The sequence below is a fragment of the Nocardiopsis eucommiae genome (assembly GCF_965344335.1).
Taxonomy (GTDB): domain Bacteria; phylum Actinomycetota; class Actinomycetes; order Streptosporangiales; family Streptosporangiaceae; genus Nocardiopsis; species Nocardiopsis eucommiae.
Window position 1 is genome coordinate 1 of the sequence record NZ_CBDRIY010000021.1, and the last position, 22,477, is coordinate 22,477.

At 68.9% G+C, this 22,477-nt stretch carries 22 protein-coding genes and 2 tRNA genes; 13 read left to right on the forward strand and 11 right to left on the reverse strand.

Annotated features, from left to right (window positions below; translation table 11 throughout):
• Positions 1–731: 731 nt before the first annotated feature.
• A complete protein-coding gene (locus ACRWK8_RS15110) occupies positions 732–1,040 on the reverse strand; it encodes a hypothetical protein (protein ID WP_017546622.1) in 309 nt (102 codons plus the stop codon).
• Positions 1,041–1,269: 229 nt separating this feature from the next.
• Between ACRWK8_RS15110 and ACRWK8_RS15115 the strand changes: the two genes are divergently transcribed.
• From ACRWK8_RS15115 to ACRWK8_RS15135, 5 genes are all read left to right on the forward strand, one after another.
• On the forward strand, positions 1,270–2,103 hold the full coding sequence (locus ACRWK8_RS15115) for a helix-turn-helix domain-containing protein (RefSeq protein ID WP_431871016.1): 834 nt from the start codon (positions 1,270–1,272) through the stop codon (positions 2,101–2,103).
• Between the two features lie 186 nt (positions 2,104–2,289).
• Positions 2,290–2,412: a DLW-39 family protein gene (locus ACRWK8_RS15120; RefSeq protein WP_014912962.1), complete on the forward strand. Its 123-nt coding sequence runs from the start codon at positions 2,290–2,292 to the stop codon at positions 2,410–2,412.
• 161 nt (positions 2,413–2,573) lie between these two features.
• Positions 2,574–2,646, forward strand: a tRNA-Ala gene (locus tag ACRWK8_RS15125).
• Between the two features lie 707 nt (positions 2,647–3,353).
• On the forward strand, positions 3,354–3,683 hold the full coding sequence (locus ACRWK8_RS15130; RefSeq protein ID WP_378743304.1) for a WhiB family transcriptional regulator: 330 nt from the start codon (positions 3,354–3,356) through the stop codon (positions 3,681–3,683).
• Positions 3,684–3,899: 216 nt separating this feature from the next.
• Positions 3,900–4,520, forward strand: a complete 621-nt coding sequence (locus ACRWK8_RS15135) for a DUF1707 and DUF4870 domain-containing protein (protein WP_378743306.1) — start codon at positions 3,900–3,902, stop codon at positions 4,518–4,520.
• Positions 4,521–4,623: 103 nt separating this feature from the next.
• Here the strand turns inward: ACRWK8_RS15135 and ACRWK8_RS15140 are convergent, their stop codons facing one another.
• Positions 4,624–5,160: a hypothetical protein gene (locus ACRWK8_RS15140; RefSeq protein ID WP_378743308.1), complete on the reverse strand. Its 537-nt coding sequence runs from the start codon at positions 5,158–5,160 to the stop codon at positions 4,624–4,626.
• A gap of 237 nt (positions 5,161–5,397) precedes the next feature.
• Between ACRWK8_RS15140 and ACRWK8_RS15145 the strand changes: the two genes are divergently transcribed.
• The gene (locus tag ACRWK8_RS15145; RefSeq protein ID WP_378743309.1) at positions 5,398–5,922 is read left to right on the forward strand and encodes a peptidylprolyl isomerase; all 525 of its coding nucleotides are present in this window, start codon (positions 5,398–5,400) and stop codon (positions 5,920–5,922) included.
• A 44-nt stretch (positions 5,923–5,966) separates the two neighbouring features.
• A complete protein-coding gene (locus ACRWK8_RS15150; RefSeq protein WP_378743311.1) occupies positions 5,967–6,881 on the forward strand; it encodes a rhomboid family intramembrane serine protease in 915 nt (304 codons plus the stop codon).
• 215 nt (positions 6,882–7,096) lie between these two features.
• On the opposite strand, the gene ACRWK8_RS15155 is transcribed toward ACRWK8_RS15150, so the two are convergent.
• The 8 genes from ACRWK8_RS15155 to ACRWK8_RS15190 all read right to left on the reverse strand — a co-directional run bounded on the left by ACRWK8_RS15155 (position 7,097) and on the right by ACRWK8_RS15190 (position 16,735).
• Complete coding sequence (locus ACRWK8_RS15155; protein WP_378743313.1) at positions 7,097–7,351, reverse strand: cell division protein CrgA; 255 nt, start codon at positions 7,349–7,351, stop codon at positions 7,097–7,099.
• A gap of 203 nt (positions 7,352–7,554) precedes the next feature.
• Complete coding sequence (gene pknB / locus ACRWK8_RS15160; RefSeq protein ID WP_378743315.1) at positions 7,555–9,360, reverse strand: Stk1 family PASTA domain-containing Ser/Thr kinase; 1,806 nt, start codon at positions 9,358–9,360, stop codon at positions 7,555–7,557.
• 80 nt (positions 9,361–9,440) lie between these two features.
• Positions 9,441–10,916: a serine/threonine-protein kinase gene (locus ACRWK8_RS15165; RefSeq protein ID WP_431871020.1), complete on the reverse strand. Its 1,476-nt coding sequence runs from the start codon at positions 10,914–10,916 to the stop codon at positions 9,441–9,443.
• A complete protein-coding gene (locus ACRWK8_RS15170; protein ID WP_378743319.1) occupies positions 10,916–12,379 on the reverse strand; it encodes a peptidoglycan D,D-transpeptidase FtsI family protein in 1,464 nt (487 codons plus the stop codon). Before ACRWK8_RS15170 ends, ACRWK8_RS15165 begins: the two co-directional genes overlap by 1 nt.
• Positions 12,376–13,782, reverse strand: coding sequence for an FtsW/RodA/SpoVE family cell cycle protein (locus ACRWK8_RS15175; RefSeq protein ID WP_378743321.1), 1,407 nt, complete (start codon positions 13,780–13,782; stop codon positions 12,376–12,378). The genes ACRWK8_RS15170 and ACRWK8_RS15175 overlap by 4 nt, the downstream gene beginning before the upstream one ends.
• A 4-nt stretch (positions 13,783–13,786) precedes the next feature.
• Positions 13,787–15,181: a Stp1/IreP family PP2C-type Ser/Thr phosphatase gene (locus ACRWK8_RS15180; RefSeq protein ID WP_431871023.1), complete on the reverse strand. Its 1,395-nt coding sequence runs from the start codon at positions 15,179–15,181 to the stop codon at positions 13,787–13,789.
• Positions 15,178–15,678 (reverse strand): FHA domain-containing protein FhaB/FipA, encoded by a 501-nt coding sequence (locus ACRWK8_RS15185; RefSeq protein WP_431871025.1) that lies wholly within the window; start codon positions 15,676–15,678, stop codon positions 15,178–15,180. The genes ACRWK8_RS15180 and ACRWK8_RS15185 overlap by 4 nt, the downstream gene beginning before the upstream one ends.
• A 292-nt stretch (positions 15,679–15,970) precedes the next feature.
• On the reverse strand, positions 15,971–16,735 hold the full coding sequence (locus tag ACRWK8_RS15190; RefSeq protein WP_431871027.1) for an FHA domain-containing protein: 765 nt from the start codon (positions 16,733–16,735) through the stop codon (positions 15,971–15,973).
• Between the two features lie 229 nt (positions 16,736–16,964).
• Here ACRWK8_RS15190 and ACRWK8_RS15195 point away from each other — a divergent pair.
• A tRNA-Leu gene (locus ACRWK8_RS15195) sits at positions 16,965–17,047 on the forward strand.
• Between the two features lie 527 nt (positions 17,048–17,574).
• A complete protein-coding gene (locus ACRWK8_RS15200) occupies positions 17,575–18,186 on the forward strand; it encodes a TenA family protein (RefSeq protein WP_431871029.1) in 612 nt (203 codons plus the stop codon).
• A gap of 53 nt (positions 18,187–18,239) precedes the next feature.
• On the opposite strand, the gene ACRWK8_RS15205 is transcribed toward ACRWK8_RS15200, so the two are convergent.
• Positions 18,240–18,731, reverse strand: a complete 492-nt coding sequence (locus ACRWK8_RS15205) for an SSI family serine proteinase inhibitor (RefSeq protein ID WP_352388537.1) — start codon at positions 18,729–18,731, stop codon at positions 18,240–18,242.
• Between the two features lie 81 nt (positions 18,732–18,812).
• Between ACRWK8_RS15205 and ACRWK8_RS15210 the strand changes: the two genes are divergently transcribed.
• The 4 genes from ACRWK8_RS15210 (at position 18,813) to ACRWK8_RS15225 (ending at position 22,468) form a co-directional block, all read left to right on the forward strand.
• Positions 18,813–19,145 (forward strand): rhodanese-like domain-containing protein, encoded by a 333-nt coding sequence (locus ACRWK8_RS15210; protein ID WP_431871031.1) that lies wholly within the window; start codon positions 18,813–18,815, stop codon positions 19,143–19,145.
• Positions 19,146–19,234: 89 nt separating this feature from the next.
• Positions 19,235–21,160, forward strand: a complete 1,926-nt coding sequence (locus tag ACRWK8_RS15215; protein WP_378743332.1) for a sensor histidine kinase — start codon at positions 19,235–19,237, stop codon at positions 21,158–21,160.
• Between the two features lie 227 nt (positions 21,161–21,387).
• Positions 21,388–21,981: an ATP-binding protein gene (locus ACRWK8_RS15220; RefSeq protein WP_378743334.1), complete on the forward strand. Its 594-nt coding sequence runs from the start codon at positions 21,388–21,390 to the stop codon at positions 21,979–21,981.
• A gap of 130 nt (positions 21,982–22,111) precedes the next feature.
• Entirely contained in the window at positions 22,112–22,468 is a 357-nt protein-coding gene (locus tag ACRWK8_RS15225) for an STAS domain-containing protein (RefSeq protein WP_378743335.1), read from the forward strand.
• Positions 22,469–22,477: the final 9 nt, after the last annotated feature.

Below are 22,477 nucleotides of genomic sequence, written 5' to 3' on the forward strand. Positions count from 1 at the left end.
GTTGGTGTGGGCAGCCCTGTGTGGGCGCAGGCGTGGGTTCCCCCGGTATTGAGGTTAGGCCTTCTGGGTGGGGGTTGTCAGGGGCGGCCACGGGGGGCTGTGGACAACCGAAGCCCCCTGGACAACCACGAGACCCCCGGGCGCGGAATGGGCCTCGGGGGTCTTCGATGGTGCGGGTGGAGGGAGTGGAGGGATGGGCCGCGCACCCCGGCGGCCTGACCGGCTCCTCGACCTCCAGGGCCTGGAGTGAATGCCGCGGGGCGAGCCGCCACCGCGCGGGAGCGGGGGCTCGGAACTCGGGTCGGGGATCAGAACACGGGGCCTGGGACAGGTGGGGACCCCCTGGGTCCGAGGGGGTCTGCACCGTGCTCCTGGAGGTCAGTCCTCGTCGGCTTCTGGTGCGTCGATGAGCTGCCGCAGCAGCGCAACGAAGTCGTCCTCGCTCATCCCAGACCAGTCCACGTGCTCGTTCATGTTCAGCGGTCTCCCCCAACTTCTCCGTCCGTAAGCCTCTGTGTGGCGTATTGGTTCGGGAAGTCTGGGTTAACGGCGAGTTGGCGCAGGTGGGAGAGGTGACCGGAAGAGGACGCCACAGGGGAAGAGGAGAGGACACCGCGAGTGGACCGCGGAACCGGAGGAGGTCCGCACGTGCGGGACCCGCACCTGATCGGTACCGCACCTCGTCAGGCCGAACGTCGGTCGGTACGGCACCCCGTCAGTCCCGCACTCGATCAGACCCGCTGCTGGAGGGCCCCACGGCACTCGGGGCAACGGCAGCGCTTGTTGTAGCCGGTGACACTGCCGTGGGGGAGGGACGGGTCCCGCTGGCTGGTGAGCGTGGCGTCGAGCTGCTCACCGAAGGGCTTGAGGACGCGCGCCGTCGAGAAGACCTGCTTGGGGCTGATGTCCAGCTCCTTGGCGGCGTCGTCGATGTGCTTACCCATGCGGAGTTTCGCGATCAGGCGTGACCGTGTGCTCGGAGGCATCTGGGCCTCCGCGTTCGCGATCAACTGCTCTGCGTCGTCAAGCGGGTAGCTCATGGGTTTCCTCTATGTGTGCGGGTACGCCCTCAAGCATCGTACGCGCTATCCAACTGTGGGTTCGTGTGTGGTGGATGTGGCTACTTATCGTAACAAACGGGAAGTTTTGGCTTTGCGGACCGCCTCGTAATGCATCGAATCGGTCGCTCTTTTCTAGAAACACATTGCTAGATGCTAGGTGTCGTGTTTCGCTGATAGACCCGACACTCTGCGTCATTGGATCAGTGCTATGACGAGCCCCACTGTTCGCCGGCGGAGGCTGTCCGCCGAACTTCGACGTCGCCGTGTCCAGGCGGGCATGACCCTCAACGACGTGGCCGAGGAGCTGGAGTGGTCTCCGGCCAAGCTGGGCCACATCGAGACCGGGATCCGCAAGTGGCCCTCGGTCATGGAGATCTCCGCGCTGCTGCGCCTGTACGGCGTCACCGGAGGCCAGCGGGAGGCCGTTCTGACGCTGGTGCGTGAGTCGCGTCTGCGTCCGTGGTGGACGGAGTACGAGGACGTGCTCTCCTCCGCGTACGTGGGCAACGAGGCCGGTGCCGTCTCATTGCGGTCCTACGCGGGGATCCTGGTGCCGGACCTGTTGCAGACCCCCGACTACACGGCGGCCCTGGCTCGGCGGCTGGGGCACGGGGAGCACGCGGCCGAGCGGATGGTCGCGGCCTACCTCAAACGTCAGGAGATCCTCGACTCAGGGTCCCTGGGGCACTACCACGCGGTCGTCGAGGAGGACGCCCTGCAACGTGTCTCCGGTGACCTGGGTCTGCTGCGGGGACAGACGAGGCGGATCGTCGAGCTGGCCACCGGGTCCGAGCACGTGACGGTCCAGCTGCTGCCGACGTCCGCCGGTCCCCACCCGGGGTTGGCCGGGCCGTTCTCCATCCTGGAGTTCGAGGAGGACGAGGCCGACCTCGCGTACGTCGAGGCGACCCAGGGCGGAGGGATCGTCGAGTCCGAGGACGCGCTCCGGTCGTGTCGGCGGGTGTGGGACGAACTCACCCGAATCGCCGCCTCGCCGGAGGCCACGGTGGGGATTCTGGGGCGGATGGCCCTGCTGACCTGACCGTACGGAACCCCCTCAGTGCGGATCAGAGGAAGAAGACGGTGTGAATCGGTCCACCATGGCAGGGACCGCCCGCCATGGCTTGCTAGTCTGCTAGGTGACAACCTCATAAAGTTGCCCACGGGCCCCGCTCATGCGGGAGCCCGTGCGTACGACCGGTTTTCCAACAGAGAAAGGGTCCGGACAGTGAAGAAGATCATCGTTCTGGCGCTGGTGGCCCTCGGGGCTTTCGCCGTCTACCGCAAGATCCAGGCGGACCGCGCCGAGCTCGACCTGTGGACGGAAGCCACCGCGGCCAGCGAGAGCTGATCCGAGAGCTTTCCATGTGACACGAAGACGTGGGTGGGCCGACGACCCGTGGTGCGACCCACGGCTTTGTGCTGCGTAGCCCCAGGGTCCGGGTCCTCCCGGCGTGACCGGGGCTCCGATGCGGGTATGCTCTCCAGGTGACCTGGGTTCCCGGGTCCGATGGGGCCATAGCTCAGCTGGCAGAGCGCCGGTTTTGCATACCGGAGGTCAGGGGTTCGACTCCCCTTGGCTCCACCCTTGAAGCGGTCCTGTGCTCTGCACAGGGCCGCTTCGTCGTGTCGGGAACCCATGTGGTGCCGAAATCACGCTGCCGGGACCGCTGGCACCATTCATCGGATTGGTCGGGGAGTCCCAGAAGGGGCGCACGAAATACCCTTCCAAGTTACTAAACGGTAGTTCTGTATGCGTTCGTGTGGGAGTGAATTGGGGGGCCTGTGTGGTTGCCCGGCCCGTCTGTCCGGGGGTCCGCATAGCCCGATCGGGTGGGGTCGGTGACAGCCTGTCCTGTTGCGGCATCCCTGTCGCAGTGGGGTGAGTCGCACGTGGGATGGTGCGAAGTCGCAGGTCATCACGGTTTTGAAGGAATGGTCTGAGAGTGACCTTTCATTGTGGTTGCACGGGGGTGCCCGTATCACATGTGGTGACTCTCCGTGTGTGTATGATGACACTTCCTGGAGAGGCAATGGTCCTAGTGGGCCATATGAGAAATAGGCCTCTTGGGGCCTGTTGGTGAACTCCGGCAATCCGTAGTTTCGACACCAACGACAACGAGAAACACAGTGCGCCGAAACGAGAGACCCCCGAAGGTGAGTGAGCCGTGCGGCCCCCCGCCCGGCCTCGTACACCGTCCTCGTACCGGCCCACTGTTCCTCGTCCACCGGCGGCCGTGCCGCCCGGTGGGTTTCGATCACCACACATGCTGATCTTGGGAGTGGGGCAACATGTGGAACGAGAAGATGGCGGCCCGAGCCAAGTGCCGTGAGATCGACCCGGACGCCCTGTTCGTTCAGGGCGCCGCGCAGAACCGCGCGAAGCTCATCTGCCGGGGTTGCCCGGTGCGTACCCAGTGCCTTGCCGAGGCGTTGGACAGTCGGATCGAGTTCGGTGTCTGGGGAGGCATGACCGAACGCGAGCGTCGTGCGCTGCTGCGTCGACGCAAGGACGTGACCAGCTGGTTCGACCTGCTCACCAGCGCCGAGCGGCGCTACGAGGAGGAGCGGACCGAGCAGGAGCCCGCGCGGACCGGGGTGCACGCCACCGCGCGACAGTGAGCTGAGACCCGTCTGGGAGGGGAGCCCGGACGGATGACGGTGTGGGGCGCGGCGTTCCGACCAAAGTCGATGCCCGCATCCTCCCCCAGGGGGAGGAGCGGATCAGGGGAGGATCAGGGACGCCCCCCATACCCGCACCGCGTGTGATGCCGCATCATGGAGGGGGCGCGGTCATCGTCGTACGGCCGTGCTCGTCGGAGCACACTGGGAGTGGGGATGGCCGTGCAGAACCCTCAGAGACGGAATCCGTGGGAGCCGGCCGTGCCGGAGCCGCAGATCCGGCTGACCCACGCCGACCGCGACGCCGTGGCCGAGGTGCTCCGTGAGGCCTACTCGCAGGGGCAGCTGGACGAGGACGAGTTCGGTGACCGGCTCGACCGGGCCATGCGGGCCAAGATCAGCGGAGACCTGGTGCCGCTCACGTCCGACCTGGGGGTCAGTGTCTCGCCGGGTGGTGCCGGACAGGCGCCCAGGACCGAGGGCGGGCGGACGGATCGCAAACTGACCACCGAGAACCCGATGGAGAAGGTCGGGGCGGCCGCCGGACACCTGTCCGCGTTCTTCCTTCCCTTCCTCGCCCCGCTGGTCCTGCTGCTGGTCGGCGGCGAGCTGTCGCCCTACCTGCGGCGGCAGGCCATGGAAGCACTCAACTTCCAGCTCTTCTGCCTGGTGAGCGCGATCGTGAGCGTCCTGCTCGTGTGGCTGGTGCTTCCGGCCCTGGTCCTCGTCGGCGTCTTCCTCGGCTGGTTCATCCTGCCGATCATCGCCGCCGCCGGAGTCCTGATGGGCCGGGACTGGCGGTACCCGCTGGTCTACCGCCTGATCAAGGAGAACTGAGGCCGCGTCGAAGCCTCGACGCGGCTCTCAGGACACACCGGTCCGGCGGGCCCCTCTCGGAGGGGCTCCGCCCTCACCGGGAGGGGATGTCGGGTCCGGGACGTCAGTCGTCCTTGGCGGCGCGTACGGTCTCCTTCGCCTTGGCCTTGGTGGCCTTGGCGGTGTCCGTCGCCTTCTCCTCCAGGTGCTCGCGGGTCTCACGGACCTGCTCGCGGGCCTGGTCCAGGTGCTCCTGCCACTCGGCGTCCTGCGAGGCCTGGCGCATGCGGATGAGCGAGTACACGATCACGCCGCCGACCACGGCGGCGCCACCGATCAGGACCCCCCGGGGAACGCGACGGTTCCCGCGCCGGAGCAGGCGCAGCCCACGGCGGCTCGGCTTCGGGTCGATCCGCTGCGCGGCCGTGGTCAGCAGCCCGGCCACCCGGGGCGCCACGGTGTCCTCGACTCGCTGCGCGGCCGTCTCCAGCCGGGGAGCGGTCCATCCTCGCGCCTGGAGGAGTCTGAGGGCTGCCTGGTCCCGCGCCTGGTCGGCGTAGGGGCCGAACCGGTCGGCCTGCTCCTTGGCCAGGTCCTGTAGGCGGGCGAGACTCGCCTCGGCCTCCTTGCGGGCCTTGCGACGCTTGGCAGTGATGGGCACGTCGTCAGCTCCTTCGATCGATCTCAGGGTTCGTTGCCACCCGGCGGTGCCGACGTGTGCGGCCCACTCGGGCTTCCCGTCGTCCTTCCCCGTTATCCGGGTGTTATCTCAACATACGTCCTCTGCGTCTGTGATCTACGTTTCGACACCGTCGAGCGTGGATCGGGTTCAGGCGAAACGCGGTGGACGGACGGGTAACGTGAGCACGTAAATCTCGCTCGATCGAAAGGCACTGAGGTGTCGGACTCCACGGGTCAGCCCACCGCGCGGCTGAACACCTCCAAGGGAACCATCGTCGTCAAGCTCTTCGAGGAGCAGGCGCCGGACACGGTCGCCAACTTCATCGGGCTGGCCGACGGTTCCAAGCAGTGGATGGACCCCACCACGGGCAAGCCCTCCAACAGCAGCCTCTACGACGGCACGATCTTCCACCGTGTCATCGACGGCTTCATGATCCAGGGCGGGGACCCGCTCGGCAACGGCCGCGGCGGCCCCGGCTACAAGTTCGGGGACGAGTTCCACCCCGACCTGACCTTCGACCGCCCCTTCCTGCTGGCCATGGCCAACGCGGGTCCGGGCACCAACGGCTCGCAGTTCTTCATCACCGTCGGTGAGCCGTACTGGCTCAACGGCCGTCACACCATCTTCGGCGAGGTCGTCGAGGGCAGTGACGTCGTCACCGCGATCACCAAGGTCGACACCGACGCGCAGGACCGTCCCCGCGAGGACGTGGTGATCAACAGCGTCGAGATCACCCGCTAGCTCGGCACCACAGTGGTGAGACCCAGAGGAGTGACGACCCACCCATGACCGCGTACCCCCCTCCGCCAGGAACCCCGTCCGAGTCCGGCTCCGAGCCGGGAACGCCCCGTACCTGCTACCGACACTCCGGTCGGGAGACCGGCGTCAGCTGCACCCGGTGCTCGCGGCCGATCTGCCCGGACTGCATGGTCGAGGCTTCGGTGGGGTTCCAGTGCCCCGAGTGCGTGGCGGAGGGAAACCGGAGGGTGCGCTCGGCGCGGACCACCTTCGGCGGCAGGATCGTCCAGAAGCCGTACGTGACCTGGACGATCCTGGCCCTGATGGCGGTGGGCTTCCTCGCCCAGCTGGGTACCTCCGACCCGGTCGGCCAGGCCGGGCGGTCGCCGCTGGTCGTCGAGTTCGGGATGCACGGCTTCGCCGCGATCCTGCAACACGAGTGGTACCGGCTGATCACCGCGGCCTTCCTGCACGGCGGTGTGATGCACCTGCTGTTCAACGGGTACGCGATGTACCTCCTGGGGCAGCAGCTGGAGCGCTGGCTCGGGCACGGCCGGTTCCTCGCGCTGTGGGTGGCGGGGGCCCTGGCCGGGTCCGTGACGAGTGCGCTCTTCGTGCCCGGCCAGCTCTCGGTGGGCGCCTCCGGCGCGATCTTCGCCCTCTTCGGGGCGGTGTTCGTGCTCGGCCGGCGCCTGCGGCTGGACATGCGGATGATCCTGGTCCTGCTGGCGCTCAACCTGGGCATCACGTTCCTGGTCCCCGGCATCTCCTGGACGGCGCACATCGGCGGTCTCGTGGCGGGCCTGGCCCTCGGGGCGGTCTTCGCCTACCTGCCGACCCGCAAGGGGAGGGAGGACCGGCGGACCCTGACGCACGGGCTTCTCGTGGCGGCCTTCGTGGCCCTGCTGTTCGTGCTGTTGTTCCTGGCGCCCCGGCTCTGGTTCGCCGTGCTGCCCGTCTGAGTCGTACGGAGGCCCCCGGAGCGTGTGCTCCGGGGGCCTTTCCGTTGCCGCGTGAAGGCCTGCTTCCGGGCATGCGAACAGAGCTACCCACAGCCTGTGGATAACCCTGTGGAAAACCTGATCAAGGCTGGTCGAACGCCCACGGGGGGACGTTGGTGCCGTTGTCGGACCCCGCTCGGGTCAGGGGGCGCCGCGCACGTGCGCGGCGGGGGCGGTCAGTGCCAGCGCGTGGACAGGATGACGGCCACGATGATCCCGCTGAAGCCGATCAGCAGGTTCCAGTTGTGCCAGTCCTGCATGTAGGGCACCTGGGAACCCGCGATGTAGTAGACCGCGATCCAGAGAATGCCCAGGATGAAGAAGCCCAGCATCGTCGGCACGAGCCAACGCGGACTGACCTTCGGCTTCTCTTTGGAAGGAGGCGGCGTGTAGACAGCCTTCTTCTTGCGGTCGCTGCGGGACTTGGGCACGGTCGTTGCTCCAAGGTTGTGCGGAGGTTCGGAACGCACTCAGTCTACGCGTCGGGTGGGGCGCGCGTCACTGGAGGAAAGGTTCCAATACCCCAACGGCCCCAGGGGTCCTGGCACGCACACGACGGCGGGCGGGGCTCCCGTGAGCACCCGCCCGCCGTCGTGATCGTCCTGGGTCGTGTCCGGCCTTCGCCGGTGTGGGCCTAGCCCCTGCGGAAGACGAAGTCGTCCGTCCCCGGCGGCGGCCAGCCCGGGAAGCTCGGTTCGCCCGGTTCCTCCGGGTCGGTCGGCTCCTCCGGGTCGGTGGGCTGCTCCGGCTCCGTGGGCTCGGCCGGGGCCACGGCGAGCGTGACGGTCACCGAGGTGCCGGTGTTCACCGACTGCCCCGCGGCGGGCGACTGGTTGATGACGGTGCCCTCCGGGGCGTCGCCGTTCTCCTGCTCCTGGAAGTCGCCGCTGAGCCCCGCCGAGCTGAGCGCGTTCTCCGCCTGCTCACGGGTCATCCTCTGGAGGTCGGGCACCCCCACCTGGTCGGGGCCGGAGGAGATGATCAACGTGATCTCGTCCGCGGGGTCGGCGTCCGTGCCGGAACCGGGCTCGGTGCCCACCGCGTAGCCCTCGGCCACGGACTCGTTCGCCCTGCGGTCCGTGGTGACGTTCTCGAAGCCCACGTCGTTGAGCGTGGAGATCGCGTCGGACTCCGACTGGTTCTCCACGTTCGGGACCTCCAGCTCACCGGGGCCCGAGGAGACGTAGATGACGATGGAGGTGGTGGCCTCGATCTCCGAACCGGCCGTCGGGTCGGTCTCGATGACCGTCCCCTCCTCGACCTCGTCGTCGGACCTCTCCTCGGAGCGGTGGTTCTCGAACCCCTCCTCGGTGAGCTGGGCCTCGGCCTCGGGCAGCGTGCTCCCGGCCAGCTCGGGCACGGCCAACGTCTCGACGTCGTCACCGCCGCCCTGGTTCATCAGGAAGAAGACGAGGATGATCGAGGCGATCACGCCCAGTCCCAGCAGCGTCCACAGGATCGCCTTGCCCGCGCCGCCCTTCTTCTCGTCCCGGTAGTCGTCGTAGTCATCGTCGTAGTCGTCGTACCCGCGGTCGTCGGCGGGCGGCAGCGCCGTGGTCGCCCCGGCCGCGGCCATCGCCATGGTGCCCGCCTGGGTGGGCATCCCGGCCAGGCCCCGCTGGATGTCCGCGCGCATCTCGGCGGCGTTCTGGTACCGCTCCTCGCGGTCCTTGGTCATCGCGCGGAGGGTGACGTCCTCCAGCCACTCCGGGATCTGCCCGTCCACCTCGGACGGCGGCACCGGGTCCTCGCGGACGTGCTGGTAGGCGATCGAGACCGGGGAGTCGCCAGTGAACGGCGGACGGTTGGTCAGCAGCTCGTAGAGCACACAGCCGGTGGAGTAGATGTCGCTGCGCGGATCCACCCGCTCACCGCGAGCCTGCTCGGGGGAGAGGTACTGCGCGGTGCCGATGACCTGGGAGGTCTGGGTCATCGTCGCCTGGTTGTCGTCCATCGACCGGGCGATGCCGAAGTCCATCACCTTGACTTCGGCGTTCTTGGTCAGCATCACGTTGGCGGGCTTGATGTCCCGGTGGACGATCCCGTTGTCGTGGCTGTACTCCAGAGCCTTGAGGATGCCGTCCACCAGCTCAGCCGAACGCTCCGGCAGCAGCTTGCGGTCGTCGTCCAGGAGCTCCTTGAGCGTGCGACCGTCGACGAACTCCATGACGATGTACGGGATCGAGACCCCGTCGATCATGTCCTCGCCGGTGTCGTACACCGCGATGATCGCCGGGTGGTTCAGGGACGCCGCGGACTGCGCCTCCCTGCGGAACCGCGCCTGGAAGACGTGGTCGCGTGCCAGGTCGTGCCGGAGCGTCTTGATGGCGACGAGCCGGTCGAGCCGGAGGTCGCGTGCGCGGTGTACCTCGGCCATGCCGCCGCGCCCGACCACCGTGTCGAGTTCGTAGCGGCCACCGAGGAGCCGGGGCTGGGACATGTCGTGCACTCATCCTCGTGTCATCCGGAAGCCGCCCGCGGGCCGCCGCCTACCCTGATCGTCTCTGGCTCATTACCTGTTCACGGAGCGTTGCCGGGGTTGTCCTGGCCGGGATTGGGAGGATTGTCGCCACCCTCGGGAGGCGTCTCCGGGTCCGTGCCGCCCGGGTCCTCGGTTCCGGGCTCCTCCTCGGACCCGTCGTTCTCGTCGTCCTCGGGAACGGTCGGCTCCTCCTCGCCCTCGTCGGGTAGGGGGCTCTCCGTCTCCTCCCAGCCTCCGGGATCGGGGGTCCAGTGCGGTGTGTCCTCCACCGGCGGCGGAGCCTCGATCTCCTCGTCCGGGTCGTCGTCCTCGCTGGGGGTGGGGGACGGCGAGACCTCGGAGGTCGGGGGCTTCGTGCTGTCGTTGACGTTCTGGGTGTCGCGGTCCGGGCTGAACACGAACCCCGCCACGGCCGCGGCCACGATCAGGATGGTCGCCGCCACCGCGGCCAACACCACGGGGGTCCGGATGCGTCGCTCGTGACCCGAACCCTCGGCCAGACTAGCCGAGTCGCCTCCCTGAACAGGGGTTACGGCCGACTGTCCGGCGGTTCGCCGTACGGTTCCGGACGGTCCGGTACGCGGCCCGTCCGGGATGGAGCCGACCACCGCCGTCTGGGCCATGCCGTGGAAGCCCGTCGAGGGCGTGGGCGGTCCGGTGCCCGCGTTGGAGCGGATCACGGCGGCCAGGTGCGCGACCTCGCCCGCCGAGGAGGGACGGTCCTTCGGGTCCTTCTGCAACAACGAGAAGACCAGGTCGTCGATGTCGGCGGGGACGTACTCGGGGAGCTCGGGCGGGTCGTCGCGGGTGTGCGCGAGGGCCAGGGCCACGGGGCTGTCCCCGGTGAACGGAGGTGTTCCCGCCAGGCACTCGTAGGCCACCACGCCGAGCGCGTACAGGTCGGACGCGGCGCTCGCTGGCCGCCCCGACGCCTGCTCGGGTGAGATGTACTGCGCGGTGCCCATGACCATGCCGGTCTGCGTCAGGGTGACCGACGTGTCGCCCCGGGCGATGCCGAAGTCCGTCAGCTTGAGCTGGCCGTCCTCGGTCACCAGCAGGTTCCCGGGCTTGATGTCCCGGTGCACCACACCGCGCGCGTGCGCGGCGGCGAGCGCCTTGGCGGCCTGGCACACGAAGTCGAGGGTCTGGTCGGAGCTGAGCGGGCCCTGCTCGCGCAGGACCTGCGAGAGCGGCTCACTGACCACGAGTTCCATGATCAGGAACGCGCGGCCGTCCTCCTCGCCGTAGTCGAAGACCTGGGCGATCCCGGGGTGGGACAGGCCGGCGGTGATCCTGCCCTCCGTCCGGAAGCGCTCGCGTGCCGTCGGCTCGGCCATCTGGGCCGGGTGCAGCAGTTTCACCGCGACTGAACGGTTGAGCAGTGTGTCGGTCGCCCGCCACACGGTGCCCATACCGCCGGAGCCGATCTGCTCCTCCAGGCGGTAACGGTTGCTCAGAACGGCCCCGGCCAGTCCACCGGGGCCGTTCTGCGAAGACGGCTCGTAGGCGCTCACTACTGGACCACTGCCTCCATCATCTGGCGGGCGATCGGCGCGGCGAGCTCGCCACCGCTGCCGCCGCCGTGCTCGATCACCACGGCGACCGCGATCTGCGGGTCGTCGGCCGGCGCGAAGCCGATGAACCAGTTGTGGGTCCCGCTCTCCCCGCCGGTCTCGGCGGTACCGGTCTTTCCCGCCACGTCCATGCCGGAGATGGCTCCGTTGGTGCCGGACCCGTCCGGGCCGGTCACCAGGACCATCATGTCGGTGAGCGTGGACGCGGTGCTCGCGCTCATGGCCTGGCTGTAGACCTCGGGGCTGGTCTGGGTGACCACCGAACGGTCGGCGTCGCGCACCGAGTCGACCAGGTACGGATGCATGACCTCGCCGGAGTTGGCCACACCGGCGGCGACCATGGCCATCTGGAGCGGCGTCGCCTCGACGTTGGACTGCCCGATGCCCGCGCGGCCCAGGATGTTGCGGTCGTCCTCGACCGGCGCCAGGCTCGGCACGGCCTCCAGCGGCACCTCCAGGGGGTCGCGCTCGTCGGCCGTCCGGGAGAAGCCGAACGCGTGCGCCTGCTCCGCCAGGGCCTCACCGCCCATCTCGATCGCCCAGTTGGCCATCGAGGTGTTGCAGGAGATCTGGATGGAGTGGGCCAGGGTGTCCGGCTGCCCGTTGTTGCAGGTGCCGCCGGGGGTCGCGTTGGGGAGCGGGTGCCCCAGCTCCAGGACGTTCGGGGCGTCCATGGTGCTGTCCGGGCCGGCGTCCAGGTGCTCGATGGCGGCGGCGGCCGTCACGATCTTGAACGTCGAACCCGGGGGGTAGCGCTCGCGCAGCGCCCGGTTGAGCAGCGGCTGGTTGGGGTCGTTCTCCAGGGCCACGTAGTTCTCGTTGGCCTCGGTGACGTCGGTGATGCTGGAGACGTCGTTGCCGTCGTAGGACGGGTAGGAGATCGAACCGAGGATGGCCCCGGTGGTCGGGTCCAGCGCGACGGCGGAGCCGTTCTTGCCCAGCGACTCGAAGCCCCGGAAACCGGCCTCCTGGACCGCGGGGTCGATGGTCAGCTCCACGCGCGCGCCCTCGGGCTCGCGGCCCGTGATGACGTCGCGGAAGTTGCGCACGGCGAGGCGGTCGTCGCTGCCGTCCAGCAGGGCGTTCTCGTAGTACTCGATCCCCGAGGCGCCGAACCGGCGGAAGGATCCCACGACCGGCGTGTACATGGTGCCGCCGGCGTACTCGCGCTGGTAGCGCGGCGGGTCGCCCTCCTCCGAGATGTTCGTGGAGGAGGCGACGTTCTCGTCACCGATGACGATCGGCCCGCGCTGCTCGCTGAGGCGCTCGGTGTACTGGCGGGCGTTCAGCGGGTCCTCGCGGATCGCCTCGGCCTGGAACCCCTGGATGTAGGTGAGCTGGAGCATCAGGGCGCCGAACAGGATCATCGAGAAGACGCTGAGGCGTCGGATGGGTGTGTTCATCGTCGGATCACCTGGGTGGCCCCCTCGTCCTGGATGGCCTGCGGCGCCGGGCGCCGCGCGTTGTCGCTCATCCGGAGCAACAGACCGATCATCAGCCAGCTGGCCATGAGGGCGGAACCGCCCGCGGCCATGAAGGGCGTGGTCATACCGGTCAGCGGAATGAGCCGGGTCAGGCCACCGAGCACCACGAACACCTGGAAGCACATGACGAAGGCCAGGCCGCTCGCGAGCATCTTGACGAAGAGCTCACGGGAGGCCAGGGCGATCCGCATGCCCCGCTCCACCAGGATGAAGATGACGGCGAGGATCGCCATGACGCCGGTCAGTCCCAGGTCCTCCGAGAGGGAGGCCAGGATGAAGTCGCTGTCCGCGGCGAAGATGTGGTGGGCCTGACCGCCGCCCATGCCGGTGCCGAACAGGCCCCCGTAGGCCATGCCGATCTGCCCCTGGACCAGCTGCATGCTGCCGCCCAGACGGTCGTAGACCTCCTGGTCGAACGCGTGGAACCAGATGTCGACGCGCTGGCGGAAGTGCCAGAAGAGCTGGAAGGCGAGCGCGGCCGCCCCCACGAACACGGTCAGGCCGATGATCACCCAGGAGGAGCGCTGCGTGGCGACGTACAGCATCGCCAGGAACGTGCCGAAGAGCAGCAGCGAGGTGCCGAGGTCCTTGGTGATGACCAGCAGGCCGATGGCGGCGACCCAGCCGACGACCATCGGCATGAAGTCGCGGGCGCGCGGCAGGTCCATGATCTTGAACCGGCCGATCTTCACCTGCTTCGCCGCCAACGACAGCACCTGCCGTTTGGTGACCAGGTAGGACGCCAGGAAGATCACCAGGGCGATCTTGGCGAACTCGGAGGGCTGGAGGGTGCGGCCCGCGATGCCGATCCACCGCCGGGCGCCGTACTCGGAGACGCCCAGACCCGGGACCATCGGCAGCGCGATGAGGATCAGGGCGGCCAGGGCGCTGATGTAGGTGTAGCGCTGGAGGACCCGCGGTTCCTTGAGGAAGAACAGCAGGAGCATGCACATGACCATGCCGACCGCGGTCCAGATCAGCTGCATGCCGACGCCGGCGTGCTCGATCTCGCCGGAGTCGGCGGCGTCCAGACGCCAGATCATCGCGACGCCGATGCCGTTGAGGAACAGCGCGCACGGAAGGATCAGGGGGTCGGCGTAGGGGGCGATGAAGCGCAGCGCCACGTGCGTGGCGAGCGCCAGGGCGCCGAAGATGAGGCCGTAGCCCCACATGGCTCCGGGGACCTGGCCGTTGAGGTTCAGACCGGACATCGCCATCGCACCCATGGTGATGACGATGGTGATGCCGATCAGGACCAGCTCCGCGTTGCGGCGCTGGACCGGGGGGAGTGCCGTGGGCGCCTCGGGCGCGGTGGTACTCACAGGGTCACCCCGATTCCCCGGTCTCGGTCCCCCTGTCGGCGCCGCCCGTCGTGGACTCGTTCGAGGCACCGCCGTCGGCGGCCTCCTCCAGTTCCCCGACGACGCGTGTGGCGTCGTCGCGGTCGTCCACCGTGATGGTGTTCCGGAGCAGCTCCTGGTCGGCGTCGGAGAGGGACGACACCTGGAGGTCGGTGGTCTCGACCTCGTCGGAGAGGCTGATGCCCGCGATGTCGGTGTCGATGCCCTGGTAGACGCTGACCGTCTCCCCGTTCGGGGACAGCCCCACGTAGAACTGGCTCTCCACGTACTGGCGGCCGAAGTAGTACCCGCCGCCCGCGACCAGGGCCACCACCACGATGAAGACCACGACGATCGGCCACCAGCTGCGGGTGCGGTACTCGGGTTCCGCGTCCCCGCCGCGCGAGGGCGGCGCGTCGTAGTCGTCGCGGGTGTCGTGGGGGCGCTCCTCGTGGGGTGCGCCGTAGGCCTGGCCGGGCTCCTGCTGCGGGAGGTCCTCGCGGACCGGGTCGAGTTCGGCGGTGTCGCCGCCGGTGCCGCGCAGTTCCTGGGCCCGTCTGGCCGGGCTGGTCTCGTTCGGCCCGGTCGACTCGTCGCGCTGGTCGGCCGCGCCCACCGTCTGGGAGGCGCCGGTCGGACCCTCGCGGTCGGTGTCCGTCTCGATGACGTCCGCGACGACCGCGGTGATGTTGTCCGGCCCGCCGCCGCGGATCGCCAGCTCGATGAGCTTCTTGGCGGCCCCGCGCGGGTCGGTCTCCGCGACGAGGGTCTCGTGGATGGTCTTCTTGCTCACCACACCGGACAGGCCGTCGGAGCAGAGCAGGTAGCGGTCGCCGACCTTCGCCTTGCTGATGGAGATGTCCGGGTCGACCGGGGTCTTGCCGTCCAGCGCGCGCAGGATCAGCGACCTCTGCGGGTGGGTGGCGACCTCCTCCTCGGTGATCTTGCCCTCGTCGACGAGGGTCTGCACCAGGGTGTGGTCGTGGGTGATCTGTTCGAAGCGCGGTCCGCGCAGCAGGTAGGCGCGCGAGTCACCGATGTGGATCAGGGCGACCTGCGAACCCGACCACAGCATGGCGGTCAGGGTCGTGCCCATGTTCTCGAGCTGCGGTTCCTGCCGGATGCGGATGGCCAGCGACTCGTTGGCGCGCTCGACCGCGCGCTGGAGGACCTCGGCCATCTCCTCGGCCCGGGGGTCGTCCTGGGTGTCGAGCTGGCGGATGGACGAGATGGCGATGGAGCTGGCCACCTCACCGCCCGCGTAACCGCCCATGCCGTCGGCTACCGCGAGGAGGTGTTGGCCGGCGTAGCCGGAGTCTTCGTTGCCTTCGCGGAGGCATCCAACGTCGGAGTACGCCGCGTATCGGAGAGCGATTGTCATTTGCGCAGTTCCAGGACGGTTTTGCCGATACGGATGGGCTGACCCACCGTGATGGGCTGGGGGCGGTTCAGCTTCTGCTGGCCGAGGTAGGTGCCGTTGGTGGAGTTCAGGTCCTCGACGAACCAGCGGCCGTTTTCGGAGTAGACGCGCGCGTGGCGGCCCGAGGCGTAGTCATCGGTGATGACCAGTGTCGAGTCGGGGGCGCGGCCGATGAGGATGGGCTGTGAGGCCAGGTCGACCGTGGTTCCCGTCAACGGGCCCTGGGTCACGGCCAGGACGGTGGGCTCGTTGCGGCGGGGACGCTGGGGTCGGGCCTGGGTCGACGACGGCGCGCGGCGCTGGGCCGGACGCGGTGCGGAGGGGCGAGGCTTCTTCCGAGCCTTCTTCTTCGACTGACCGAAGAGGTCCGTGCGGATGACGCCGACCGCCATGAGGACGAACAGCCAAAGCACCGCGAGGTACGCGATCTTGATCAATATGAGGGTCAAGTTGGACATCGAACTGCTCTTCAGCCCCTGTCGTGCTTCGGCCGGGGTGGCGGTCATCGGCGCCGCCACCGTTTCTGCCCCACCTTCGAGTCGGTGAGTCTGGGTCGCTGGTCCGCGGCCCAGCCGGCCGCGGACATTCTGCCCGATCGGTCAGGTCATCGCGGAGACTACCCTCCCGGCCGGAGTTCCGACACAGGTCCATACCAGGCCTGACTCGGACATCGCCCTTTCAGACGCCGAATCGGGGCGGTTGGTTGCGGTCCGGTTCGGCCAGATCGTCCGACTGCTCGGGGCCGGGCGGTCAGTCCCGGCGGAAGGTCATCGTGGTACGGCCCAGGCTGATCCGGGTCCCGTCCACCAGCCTGGCCTGCCTGATCTGCTGTCCGTTGACGAAGGTCCCGTTCGTGGACCCCTTGTCCTCCAGGACGACCTCTTCGCCGTCGACCCGGATCTCCACGTGGTGACGAGAGACACCGTTGTCGACCAGGCGCAGGTCGCAGTCGGTGCCGCGGCCCAGCAGCGTGACCGGTGTGGTCAGTTCGAAGGACTGCTGCATGCCCTGGCTGGCGATGTTGCCCTCGGCGGTCGCGCCACCGGGGGAGATCAGCAGTCGGGGGCGGCCGGTCTGGCGCGGTCCCCCGCCCGGACCCGGGTCGCCGACGGGCTGGCGGACCTCTCCGTCCTTGACCATCGTTCCGCGGACGACGCCCGAACGGATGCGGAAGCGCCCCGTCTTCAGACCCTCGTCCGACCTGAACTGGACCCGCACCGGACCGACGAACGAGTAGCCCTGTTCGGTCGCGTAGTCACGTGCCAGCTTGGACAGTTCCTGGCCGAGGCTGTCGGCGTAGACTTCCAGGCGCTCCTTGTCACTGGCCGAGAGCTCGACGATGAAGTCGTTCGGAACCAGTGTGCGTCCCTGGGCCACGATCGCGGCGCGCTCGTCCATCTCACGCTGGACCGCGCTCGCGACCTCGACCGGCTGGAGCTCAGACTTGAAGGCCATCGCGAAGGTGCCTTCGATCATGCCCTCAAGCCTGCGCTCGAAGCGTTGGAGCACTCCCACGAGGTACCTCCCTTGTACTCCACTCCGTATGTGTAGACGATCGTAACCGGGCCCGGGTGCCCCTGGTTTCAGGCGCACCCCCGTCAGGGCCCTCCGGGGGCCCGGATCCGGGTCCGCCACAAACGGTGTGCAACCCGCCTTCAAGCCGTGCTAGCCTTGTTCATGTCGCCAGGGGGAACAGGCAAAACGCCCGAATCACCTGGCAACACAACTTCATGCAGCACCACCAGCGCGGGTGGCGGAACGGTAGACGCGCACGGTTCAGGTCCGTGTGTCCGAAAGGATGTGAGGGTTCAAATCCCTCCTCGCGCACCCTGTGAGGGACGACCCCGGGAGCAAGCAGAGCTTGCGACCGGGGTCGTTCTCGTTCTGCCCCGCGGGAGGGGTCCCCACACCCCGGTGTTGTCCGGACGCCCCTGGTCACGGGCCGCGCTCGCGCTCGTGCGCATGCTTCGGGGATCGTCTTCGTCGCGCCTCGTGGGATCCCCGTGCCTCGGGGTGCTGCTCGGGACTCCCTGGTCGGAGGCCGTCCTTCCTCCCGACGCCGTCGTCGTTCCGCCTCGTGAGGGCGCCCCCGCGTTCCCCGGGCGCCGCTCCGCCCCGGGGTCGTCCGGCCCCGCTCCCGCGTTCGTCGCTGTCGGCACTGCGTCGCGTCGTCCTCCGTTCCCCCGATTCCGTCGGAATCCCGGGCGTGGCGGGGCTTTCGGTTGGCGCGGGCGATGGGATTCGGATTGCCCCAAGCGGCCGTGGAGGCCCCACTAACGATCTTCGATCGTTAGGTCGGGGCCGGATACGGACACCGAAGGCGGCGACGTCCACGCGAATGGGACACTCCGGGCGTGGGAATCATCGAGAGACTTCATGAGATCGGGCGTCCGCTGGTCGCCGAGCAGCTCGCGCACCCGACGGTCGCCGGGATCGCCCGGGGCGACCTCGACGACCGGGCCTTCCGGTACTGGCTGGAGCAGGACCACCTGTACCTGCTGGACTACGCGCGGGCCTTCTCCCGGCTGGCCTGGCAGGCACCGGACGGACACCTCGCGGACCTGGTCGCGATCGCGCACAGCACCCTGACGGAGGAGCTGGAGCTGCACCGCTCCCTGTCCGGGGAGTTCGGCGCCGACCTCAGCACCAGGGAGAAGGGCGCCGCCTGCGAGGCGTACACGTCCTGGCTCCTGGACGCGGCGGCCGACTACCGGGACGGGCTGGCCGCCGTCTACCCCTGCATGTGGGGCTACAACACCCTGGGGCTCGAACTGGCTGAGGCCAGGCCCGAGGACCCCCGGTACCAGCGGTGGATCGACACCTACGCCGACCCGGCCTTCACGGACCTGACCAGGAGGTACGGGCGCATGCTGGAGGAGGCGGAGCCCGACCCCGCGAGGGCGGAGCGCTTCTTCCTGGAGGGCATGCGCCACGAGGTGGCCTTCTGGGACACCCCTCACACGTAGACGAGGAGGAGGGGCGGACCCGGGTCCGCCCCTCCTGACCCCGGTTCCACGGTCTACGGGTTGAGGACCGAGTGGACCTCGTCGAAGCGCTCGATCTCGCAACCGTCACGCTTGTTGAACTCGGTGTCGATCTCGGTGCCGTTCACGTGCCCGGTGACACGGGCGACCTCGGGGCCGCCGATCTGCAACGTGCACATGGAGTCGCTGGTGTCGAGGGTGAAGGGTTCGGACCCGACCTCCTCGATCTCGGCGCAGGCCGCCTCGGGGTCGGGGTGGTCTCCGCCGACGGGGGCGCAGGTGAGCGTCCACTCGCCCTCCTCGAACCCCTCCTCCGGGGTCAGGGCGTCCTCGTCGGACAGGGAGCGTTCGATCACGAGTTCCACTTCGGCGGACTCGTCGGGGGTCGTCTCGGTGGGGGCGGTCTCGTCGGGGGCCGGTGCGTTCACCTCGGTGGGCTCGTTGCCGCAGGCCGTGAGGAGCAGGCCAAGAGCTGCGAGTGCGGCGAGGCGGGCCGGCAGGGCCGTTGCGAAGGTGTGCTTACGCATACTGGTTGGACGGAGGGCCCGGTTCCCGGGTTCCACCGATCTTCGATTTTCAGAACACGCCTGACACAGGGGGTCACCAACATGTTCGGTGAGCAGGTCGCCGAGGTCGCCGTCAACGATGTGCCCGAGGGCGCCTACCTTCTCGACGTCCGGGAGGACGACGAGTGGGGGGCCGGGCACGCGCCCGGCGCCGTGCACATCCCGTTGCGGACGCTGGGGGAGCGCGCGGGCGAGGTGCCCAAGGACCAGAGGGTCTACGTCGTCTGCCGGTCGGGCGGGCGCTCGGCCCAGGCGACGATGGCGCTCAACCAGGCCGGTTGGGACGCGGTCAACGTCGCCGGGGGCATGCGCGCCTGGCACCAGGCCGCGTTCGACATGGCGTCGGAGGGGGAAAGTGAGCCCACAGTGATCTAGCGGTAACGCTGTGACGTGGGAGTCGTCGAATTTGGTCGGATTGTGCGAAGCCCCGCCACGTGGGGCCCCACGAATGGCACTATGACGTCGTGAGTTCCGACCGCGCGCCCCTCAGTGCCGAAGCCGTGCTGTCGTCCTCGGCGGACGCGGTCATCGGTATCGACGACACGCTGCGGGTCACCGTCTGGAACCCCGCGGCCGAGCGGATGTTCGGCTGGCCCGCCGCCGAGGTGATCGGCGGCGAGCTGCCGATCGTCCCCAAGGAACTGCGTCCCGAGCACGGCGCGGTGCTGGAGCAGGTGCGCAACGGCACCCCGTTGACGATCTTCACCCGCCGCACGCGCAGGGACGGCACCGCCGTCGACGTGCGGGTCAGCACCGGCTGTGTGCGCGGCGGGAACGGTGAGCACGCCGGGTGGGTGCTGGTGCTCTACCCGGGCGAGAAGGAGGTCCAGGCGCAGGCCTCCGCCATGGAGCGCGCCCGCCTGGTCCGGCGGCTGACCGACGTGGTGGCGGACATCAACGCCGACCTCAGTCTGAAGTCGGTCCTGGACCGCATCATCAGCAGCCTCACCGAACTCACCGGCGCCGACGCGGGCGGCTTCGTCCTGCTCAACGAGAACCGGGTGGAGCTGGTCAGCCTCACCCACCTGTCGGAGGAGCTGCACGGGGTCAGCGCGCCCCTGGAGTCAAGCCTGTTCGGTGAGCTGCTGCGCAGCGGCAAGTCCGTGCTGCTGGCCAACAGCGCCACCCGCAGCCTGGACGACCTGGTCTGGGCCGACCTGCCCGGGCTGCACACCATCGCCCTGTGCGTGTCCAACGTGCAGGGCCGCCCCTACGGCGCCCTGTACGCGCTGTACAGCGAGCGCCGGGTGGGCCACGTGGAACTGGAGCTCCTCGAACTCCTGGCCGAGCACGCCGGGGTGGCGATAGGGAACGCGATGGCCTACGAGGAGCTCAAGCTCCAGCGGGCCAGGGAACAGGCGGTGTCGGACTCCAGCGCGGACGGCATCGCGGTGCTGGACTCCACCGGCAAGGTCCGCAAGTGGAACCGGTCGGCGGCCGAGCTGACCGGCTACTCGTTCGAGGAGATGGAGGGACGGCATCCGCCGTTCCCGATACCGGCCGCGCACGGTGAGCCCGTCAAGCACAAGAACGAGGGCGGCCGCTGGCTGGAGATCCTCATGGCGCGCATCCCCGACACCCACGAGTGGGTGGTGGACTTCCGCGACATCACCGCGCAGAAGGCCCTGGAGGAGGAGCGGGAGTTCTTCCTGGCCAGCACGGGGCACGAGCTGCGCACCCCGGTCACGGTGATCCAGGGGTACGCGGCGCTGCTGTCCCGCAAGGGTGAGCGGCTGGGCCCGGAGGGCCGCCAGGAGGCGAGCGAGATCATCCTGGACCGTGCCCGCTCGCTGGCCAAGCTGGTGGAGCGGCTGCGGTTGGGGTCGGACGTGGCCAGCGGCGAGATGACCGTGGACCGGGTGCCGTTCGACCTCGTGGAGCTGCTGGGCCAGTCCGTGGCGGCCTTCCGCCCGCTGGCCGAGCGCCAGGAGCTGATCCTGGACTCCGGCGGGACCCTGTGGACCGTGGGGGACCCGCTGGTCACGGGGATGGTCATCGACCAGCTGCTGGAGAACTCGCTGAAGTTCTCCCCGAGCGGCGGAACCGTGCGGGTCACGGTGCAGGAGGACGAGGACGTCGTCACCATCCACGTGGACGACGAGGGCATCGGGATCGACCCCGGCGACGAGGAGCGCATCTTCGAGCGGTTCTTCCAGAGCGGCGAGCGGGGCGACCGCCGGGGGTACAGCGGGCTCGGGATCGGTCTGTACATCGTGCGCCAACTGGTGCGGGAGCAGGGCGGCGAGGTGACCGCGCACCGGATGGGGACCGGCACCCGCATGCGGGTCACGCTGCCCCGGCACCGGGGCGAGGACGCCGAGATCGGCGCCCTGGTGTCCGAAACACCGCAGGGCGGGGAGGAGCCTGAGGTGCTCCCCGCGCAGGCGTAGAACGGACACGCCGACACACGGAAAACCACAAAAACCTCAACGGACCCTCAAGCCCTGTCACATCGGAGGTGTACGCGGTCGCGGAGGGGTCCGTCCCCGTGGATTCGCCCACATGCTGGTTTCCCCTGCCGGGGATCGGGGCATTTCCACCCCTGGTGGAATTCGCTGGCACACTTCGGGCGAGTTCCGGGCCGACCGAGAAGTACGAACTCGCGGGGACGAAAGCTGTGTCAGGAGACAACGCCGCACACGACGACGGGGGCCACGGCGCGCCCCGGAAGGTCGAGCGAAGCGTCGTCCTTCCCTACGTTCCCGAGAGCGTCACCGGCGCGAGACGGGCACTCTGCGCCGACCTGCGCGCCCTGGGCGTCAGGGTGGACCGGATCGACGACGCGGCCCTGATCCTCAGCGAACTGGTCAGCAACGCCCTCAGGCACGCCAGCCCCCTGCCGGACGACACCGTGGGCGTGTGCTGGCGCGCGGACGCCGATCCGGAGGCCCCGGCCGCGCACTGGCTGGAGATCTCGGTGCGCGACGGCGGCTCCACCACCATGCCGCGGGTGTCCCGGCCCTCACTGTCCGGTCTGGGCGGACGCGGCCTGGGCATCGTGCAGTCCCTGGCGGGCCGCTGGGGCACCGAGATGGACGCCACCACGACCACGGTCTGGGCGGTGTTGGAGATCGACGTCGAACGGGCCGAGACCGCCGACGACCTTCCCGCCTCCTCGGAGGCGGGGCCCGTCCGCGCGTACGCGGCCGACGTCGTGGAACTCGACCTGGGAACGGTGGAGGGCCAGCCCGCCTGGAGTGTCCTGCCCTGAGTCGGTGTGTGCCGGTCTGATCCGCTTTGAGCTGGGCTTTTCGTGGTTCCGGGCGGAGGAACGTGACCGATGTAGCGAAACGCCGCCAACGAGGTGGCCTGGCCCTGGCGTGGACGCTACAGTCACGACTGTGGAGTTGAAGATATCAAGCCGATCTCAAGATGACGTCGCAGTGGTAACCGTGGGCGGTGAGATCGATCTGTACACGGCACCCCAGTTGCGCTCCGAGCTCGTCGAGTCCCTGGAGCTGGGGGCACGGCGCCTGGTCATCGACATGTCGAGGGCGGAGTTCTGCGACTCCACCGGGATCAGCGTCCTGCTCTCCGCGATGAAGCGCTCCCGTGACCGGGGCGGGGACCTGGAGCTCGTGGCGCCCAAGCCGGCGGTCATGAAGGTCCTCCAGGTCACCGGTCTGGACGAGGTCTTCGTGATCCACCCGGACATCGACGCGTCGCCGGTGGCCGCGGGAACCGGCACGGCGCAGTAGCCGGGTGAG

What these genes read in the sequence shown, in the direction of transcription:
- ACRWK8_RS15180 (WP_431871023.1), bottom strand. Translation starts at nt 15,181, where the DNA reads ATGACAATCGCTCTCCGATACGCGGCGTACTCCGACGTTGGATGCCTC.
- ACRWK8_RS15170 (WP_378743319.1), bottom strand. Translation starts at nt 12,379, where the DNA reads ATGAACACACCCATCCGACGCCTCAGCGTCTTCTCGATGATCCTGTTC.
- ACRWK8_RS15210 (WP_431871031.1), top strand. Translation starts at nt 18,813, where the DNA reads ATGTTCGGTGAGCAGGTCGCCGAGGTCGCCGTCAACGATGTGCCCGAG.
- ACRWK8_RS15115 (WP_431871016.1), top strand. Translation starts at nt 1,270, where the DNA reads ATGACGAGCCCCACTGTTCGCCGGCGGAGGCTGTCCGCCGAACTTCGA.
- pknB (WP_378743315.1), bottom strand. Translation starts at nt 9,360, where the DNA reads ATGTCCCAGCCCCGGCTCCTCGGTGGCCGCTACGAACTCGACACGGTG.
- ACRWK8_RS15135 (WP_378743306.1), top strand. Translation starts at nt 3,900, where the DNA reads ATGGCCGTGCAGAACCCTCAGAGACGGAATCCGTGGGAGCCGGCCGTG.
- ACRWK8_RS15150 (WP_378743311.1), top strand. Translation starts at nt 5,967, where the DNA reads ATGACCGCGTACCCCCCTCCGCCAGGAACCCCGTCCGAGTCCGGCTCC.
- ACRWK8_RS15185 (WP_431871025.1), bottom strand. Translation starts at nt 15,678, where the DNA reads ATGTCCAACTTGACCCTCATATTGATCAAGATCGCGTACCTCGCGGTG.
- ACRWK8_RS15130 (WP_378743304.1), top strand. Translation starts at nt 3,354, where the DNA reads ATGTGGAACGAGAAGATGGCGGCCCGAGCCAAGTGCCGTGAGATCGAC.
- ACRWK8_RS15205 (WP_352388537.1), bottom strand. Translation starts at nt 18,731, where the DNA reads ATGCGTAAGCACACCTTCGCAACGGCCCTGCCGGCCCGCCTCGCCGCA.
- ACRWK8_RS15110 (WP_017546622.1), bottom strand. Translation starts at nt 1,040, where the DNA reads ATGAGCTACCCGCTTGACGACGCAGAGCAGTTGATCGCGAACGCGGAG.